This is a genomic window from Pseudoalteromonas rubra (genome assembly GCF_004212645.1).
GTDB classification, from domain to species: Bacteria; Pseudomonadota; Gammaproteobacteria; order Enterobacterales; family Alteromonadaceae; genus Pseudoalteromonas; species Pseudoalteromonas rubra_G.
Genome location: NZ_PPUZ01000037.1, coordinates 42,514 through 48,513 on the forward strand (window position 1 = coordinate 42,514; position 6,000 = coordinate 48,513).

4 protein-coding genes are annotated in these 6,000 nt (G+C 45.2%); 3 read left to right on the top strand and 1 reads right to left on the bottom strand.

Annotation, left to right across the window (positions count from 1 at the left end; genetic code table 11):
- Window positions 1–116: 116 nt before the first annotated feature.
- A complete protein-coding gene (locus C3B51_RS14145; protein ID WP_130245455.1) occupies window positions 117–2,252 on the bottom strand; it encodes a TonB-dependent receptor in 2,136 nt (711 codons plus the stop codon).
- Window positions 2,253–2,931: 679 nt separating this feature from the next.
- Between C3B51_RS14145 and C3B51_RS14150 the strand changes: the two genes are divergently transcribed.
- The 3 genes from C3B51_RS14150 to C3B51_RS14160 all read left to right on the top strand — a co-directional run bounded on the left by C3B51_RS14150 (window position 2,932) and on the right by C3B51_RS14160 (window position 5,906).
- Complete coding sequence (locus tag C3B51_RS14150) at window positions 2,932–3,447, top strand: SCO family protein (protein ID WP_130245456.1); 516 nt, start codon at window positions 2,932–2,934, stop codon at window positions 3,445–3,447.
- Between the two features lie 11 nt (window positions 3,448–3,458).
- Window positions 3,459–5,027: a methyl-accepting chemotaxis protein gene (locus C3B51_RS14155; protein WP_130245457.1), complete on the top strand. Its 1,569-nt coding sequence runs from the start codon at window positions 3,459–3,461 to the stop codon at window positions 5,025–5,027.
- 192 nt (window positions 5,028–5,219) lie between these two features.
- The gene (locus tag C3B51_RS14160; protein WP_125717839.1) at window positions 5,220–5,906 is read left to right on the top strand and encodes a LipL32 family surface lipoprotein; all 687 of its coding nucleotides are present in this window, start codon (window positions 5,220–5,222) and stop codon (window positions 5,904–5,906) included.
- The last annotated feature ends 94 nt before the right edge of the window (window positions 5,907–6,000 follow it).

The window sequence follows — 6,000 nt, forward strand, 5'->3', positions numbered from 1 at the left end:
ATGAAAATGATACAACGCAAACTACTGTGAGATTAGGTTTAGTATCAGCCCTGATACACCTTTATTGTGTTAGAATTTACTGAACTTGGTGACCAGCAAACCCACGTGTCGTTGTATTAGAAGCGGTATTTCACGCCAACAGTTGCCGTTGTACCAAGACCTTTAATATTGTAGCCACCGTACGTGTAGGCTTGTGCGCGAGCTGGGAAGTAGTCTGAGTTAAATAAGTTCTCAATACCAACAAACCCTTGCCAGCTTTGGTCGAATTGATATTGACCACTGAAGTTAACCACGTTATAGCTGTCAATTGGACCCTGATCTCCAACATAGTTACCTTTATCATTCCGCTCAAAACGTTTACGGTCGCCCACATGTAACCAGCTCAGCGTCATTGATAACGCATCAACCGGTTGCCAGTTTAGGTTTGCCGTAAGCTTTGGTGGACTAATTTGCCTTGAACCAAGATAAGTATCGGCTTCGGTATCTTTACCCTCTACATAGCTATATGTCGCAATGAGTTTTAGCGTTTCGTTGATCTTGTAATCGACAAGTGCTTCGTAGCCCCATATTTTTTGTGGTGCTCGAACAGGCTCATACACTCCGGTTACTTCATTGAATTTATTCGTTGTGCCAAACTCAGACGTACTTCTATATGCCGCAAATTCAAATCGTAACGTCTCAAATTGAGAGTTAAAACCGATTTCGTAGTTATCAACAATCGATGCTTCTGTTTGAATTTGACCAATGTCTTCTACCGTTGCACTGCGCAGCAGACGGCCAATATCGGAGATATCAGACCCTTGCGAATAACTGGCGAATGGGCTGAACTTTTCGTTTGCGTTATATTTAACACCCACATTGTAAGTTGTGGCGTCATAGTCAATAGTGTCACCTTTCACGTTGAGTGGCACAGAGCACTGATCCGCTGAACGACAAAGTTTTAGTGTTTGGTAATCAGCTACCGCAAGATCAATACTTTCTTGTCTCACTCCCGCTTTTAACACTAAGTCATCGGCAACAATCCACTTGGTCTGTAGGTAACCTGCGATGCTTTCCATATCCATTTCTGGCACCCAGATACGACCATCAACAAGTGGCTGTGAGGTCACATCGTTCAACGCATCGATACCATAGATGAAGGTAGCCTGGACATTGTCAAAATCAACCAAGGTATTAAATGTCGCACGCGCGCCCTTTTTTTCAGAGCGGATGACAGATTGACCGCCAGTGTACCCTTCATCAGGGTTTGCTAAGCTTGGCGAGAAGAAGAACACGTTCTCAATGTCTTGTATATACGCATCTAGCGTCATTTGTGTATTAGCAAAGATCTCAAAATCGGTGTACTTGACTGTAATGTTCTCGTTGCCTTCTGGACCTTGTGGCTTCCCTTGTTTCTGCTGAGCTGGGGGCACGTGAATAGCGTAAGATTTTTCACCTAAATTGATGTTGCCAAACACATCACCCAGGTCCGTTTTTTGCTGTGAACTATAGAAGTTATAGCTAAATTGCAGTTGCTTGTCTTCATTGAAGTCATAGCCAAGCTTAGTAAAGTAGTTTTCTGTCACGGTATCCGACAGACCATACTGTAAACCCAGAATATCGCCTTGGGAATCACGCTGAACACCATTTTCTTCATAGCTTGCCGTGACTAAATAACTAAACTGGTCAACGCGGCCATTAATCGCGCCCGCAACTCGGGCACCGGCACTCTCTGCAAGCTTTACCGCACTAAAGCGGCTAGACAGGCTAATTTCACCTTCTGGTTTACCATCGCTTTTGGCCTGCTTGGTGATGTAGTTAATGATCCCACCTGAAGCACCATTACCATAAATTGAGGTTGCCCCTTTGATCACTTCTATACGGGCGATGGCACTTGGATCGAGTGTTTTTATACCCAAGGAGCCGTTCCGTAGTGGTGTAGACTGAGGTACACCATCAATCATTACCAGTGGCGCACGTCCACGCAACGATTGCCCTGTATTGCTTGAACTACCCGTATCCGGAGCAAGACCAGGAACAATTTGAGATAACAAGCTTTGTAATTCTGGATTTACTTTTAAATGATCTTCAATTTGTTTTTGATTAATAATTGTAATGGAGGCAGGCACTTCATCGATGCTTTCAAACACACGACTGCCCGAGACCACGATATGCTCCATATCTGCAGCTTGAAGATCTTTAACATTGGTATCGTCTGCAATGGCTGCTGCGCTAACAGCCAACGCTACCATACTGAGAGTAGTTTTTAACATGGTTATCCTTGCTGGATTTAGAATAATAATGATGTAAAAGCGGCAATATGGTATTGGCATATTATTGAAAAAACAATATAAATGAGATTTATTTTTATTTGCACAAACTTTAAGACTGTTCTGCTTTGCGCCTTTTTTTTGCAACTATAAACTTATAACAATGACTTAGAGGGAATAAGGATACCTTTTCCCACGATGACGCTGTTACCAAAAATACAAGCCGGGTACCGAGAAAAGGGCCGAAGTCAAAGCTGGCTAATCTGACACATGTGCTCGCCTGCTGGCTGAGTCTCTTCTTAGCAATGCCCTTCTTTTTTACAGCTAACATTTCGTTGACTTGGTCAATTGAGTGGCTTTATTGCGCCTGTTTAAGCGAATGTTTATGTTTGATACTGTATAAACAAGCTGGTGCGCTTGCTGGCCGTCAGGTGTAAAAAAACTTGGTTTCTTTTGTCATCATAGCCAACGGTCATTTGCTGCTCATATTCGCTGGACAACAATACGGCTCGGATCACCTGCCTAACATTATCTCTTTTCAGAGTTACTTACGGTTGACTAGAGTTAAAAAGCAAACAAACGTATAACGATAGGAATAAAGCAACCCAAATTGCTAGTTTCTCCTTTGCAGTCTACAGTTTAGTAATGACTCACAGATCAAGGCCTTGTTGTTAATATCACTATGCTGAAATCATCGTTTATGGTGTTGTTGCTTTGCCTGCTGCTGGGGATTATTTTTGGGCTGCCGTTTGTACCGCTGGAAAGCAACCGCCAAGTAGAAGCGCCCTTTTTAGAGCACTCGGGTAGCAATAAGGCGGTGGTGTTTTTTGGCTTTAGTCATTGCGGTGGTGTTTGCCCTACTACCCTGCTGATTTTAAAAAGTCTATTAGACAATACAACACGGCAAAGTCAGTGGCCGCAGGTGGTGTTTGTTGATATAGACGAGAATAGCTCAACACAACAAGCGCAGGCACATGCCCACTCCTATCACAATGCTTTTTCTGGCGTTCATGCCAAAGCGGAATCTCTGGCTCAGCTGAGCCGGGATTTTGGCTTGAATATTCAACAAGATGGCGAGCAGATCAGGCACCAGGGGCGTACCTATCTGCTTGCAAGGTCACAACAACAATGGCGCATAGTTAAGGCTTACAATCCTGAGACCTTTGATTTTAAAACGCTACAAGACGAGCTTTATTAAAGAGGCACATCATGCTTAAAAACCTGCTAATTTGTTATGACGATAAACTCAGCGACTATATGAAAGCCAGGTTTGATGAGGACTTTAAACGCGCGGACAAAGTAGTACTGATGACCCTGCTGGCGTTTTATTTTATGGTGGCGCTGTTAACCCCCTGGCAAAACGGCTACTTTATGCTCGGGATCTTAGGTGGCGGTGCCGTGCTTGGTATTTGCCTGGCAGCTTACAAAACCATGCCGGGCGCATTCATAACCCGCATAATTATGGCGGTTGGGTTAACCGCGATGATGGCAATCACCATACAGCAAGCCAACGGCCTGGGCGAAGGTCACTTTATTTTCTTTCTCAATTTTACGATTCTGATCCGCTACCGGGATGTCATGCCCTTGGTGGCCCTAATCGGTGTTACCGTTGCCCACCACCTCACCATGACCTACTGCCAAAGCATTGGGGCACAATTATGGGGCACACCAATTATTATCTTCTCCTGGGGAGATCAAACCGACTGGGGGCTGATCGCACCCTTGCTGTACCATATTGTGATTGCCCTGATAGGCGCTGCCATTGCCATTTACTATATCCATGATGGCAACATTAAATTTGTCGCTTCTAATCAGGTAATTGGCCTGGTGCAAAAAGGCGCAGACGGTGACTTAACCGACCGTATAGACACGGTGGAAGAAACCAACTTGTCGCGCATTGTTAATGGTTTTTTTGACCGGCTCAACAATGCCTTGCTCGATACTGCCAACACGGCAAAAACCCTCACACAACAAGCTGAAGATACCACGCGACAAGCCCAAAGCAGTGCCCAGGCTGCACAGGAACAACAATCTGAAATTGTTAAGATATCATCCGCTGTCGACCAAATGACATCCGCAACCGGAGAAATCGCCAGTAACGCCGAACAGACAGCCTCTGCATTGCGTGAAGCGGTTGATAACAGTCGCACCGGCCAGACTCTGGCCAGCAAGTTTGAGCAAACCATAGACACGCTGTCATCCCGGGTAAAGGATGCCACCCAGGTACTGGACCAGCTGGAGCAAAGCAGCCAGCAGATCAGCACCATTGTTGCCACCATTCGGGGGATCTCGGAGCAAACCAATTTGCTTGCGTTAAACGCTGCCATTGAAGCTGCCCGAGCCGGTGAGCAGGGCCGGGGTTTTGCTGTGGTGGCCGATGAAGTCAGAGTCCTGTCGCAGCGTACCCATGCCTCCACAGAAGAGATCTCAGCAATGATCAATACCTTACAATCTACCTCTCACTCGGCAGTAGAGACGATGAATCAGTGCTATGAGCTGACCTCAGCCAGTGTGGATGACGCCAGCAATGCCTCTCGTAGCTTTAGCGAAATAGCCAACCTTATCAGTGATATAAATGCAATGGCCTCACAAATTGCTACCGCAGCTGAGCAACAATCGGCAATGACAAACGACATACGGCAAAATACGGATAATATTCAAAGTGCCTCCAGCCAGTTTTTGAATGACGCAGAAGAAAGTCTGCAATACGCTTCCAGACTCAGTGACATGTCAGTCAAGCTCAACCGCCAAATTCAACAGTTTAAACTAGTTCGTTAGTGGCAAGGTAGATGCAATCAACTAAAAAGGTGTTATTGTGCCGTATCAATACGTTATGTTTTGTGCTGGCTAGCTCGTTAGACGGCGTTAACTCACCCGCCATCAGGTAAATGTGTAAAAAATTGTTTTACTTTTCACAGTACACGCCTATAATTCGAGCGAATTTAAAAATGGTGACATGGAGTCAACACAATGAAAATGAAGTTATCCGGAAAGATCCTCCCTCTGATTGCACTCACAACACTTGCTGGCTGTATGAGTACTGGTCCACATCTTAAAAGCTCTGTCTCTGAAGGCGTTGCTGGCATAGAAGCACGGTTGCCTTATGCCAACTACAGCAACTACTTCGGTTATGTAGATAAGTCGGTTGTGCCAGAAGGTAAGTATAAAGGCAAAGATACCTACTATCTGTATGTCTGGGTGCCTGCTGCGGTCGACGAAATTGGCGTTTCTATGATTTCACCTGCCGTTGCAACACCAGGTAAGGAAGACTTTGTTCACGCAAACTTTAAACCAGGCATGGACAAGGATGCCAATAAGTTTTTCGACACTTATATTGTCCTGGACCGCATGAACATCATCGACAGCAACAGCATTGCTGATGGTGGCAAAGTCTTACAAAACCTGGGCCGTAATGACGACAGCAGTGAGCTGCCAGCTAACCCAAGTGGTGCAAGCTACAACTCTTTGCTGCGTAAAACCACATCGATGAATAACCCTACCGAAGCACTGGTTCGCGGCGTTTATCGTATTGGATTTACCTCGTTCCGCTCTTCTGTTGAAGGTTCATTTGAGGCAACGATTGGTACCAACGTGCCTGGCGTAAAAATCGCGGCTTCTTTGTCTGAATTGGATGCACTGGTAAATAATAAGCTGTAATCCAGACAATTTCACAGACCAATTAAGTTGTGCCAGCCTTACCCGGGCTGGCATTTTCGTTTTACACTGTTGCTTAATACCAATTTCACTTAAT

Excerpts from the sequence above, each read along its gene's own strand:
- C3B51_RS14160 (WP_125717839.1), top strand. The coding sequence starts at position 5,220 with ATGAAAATGAAGTTATCCGGAAAGATCCTCCCTCTGATTGCACTCACA.
- C3B51_RS14155 (WP_130245457.1), top strand. The coding sequence starts at position 3,459 with ATGCTTAAAAACCTGCTAATTTGTTATGACGATAAACTCAGCGACTAT.
- C3B51_RS14145 (WP_130245455.1), bottom strand. The coding sequence starts at position 2,252 with ATGTTAAAAACTACTCTCAGTATGGTAGCGTTGGCTGTTAGCGCAGCA.
- C3B51_RS14150 (WP_130245456.1), top strand. The coding sequence starts at position 2,932 with ATGCTGAAATCATCGTTTATGGTGTTGTTGCTTTGCCTGCTGCTGGGG.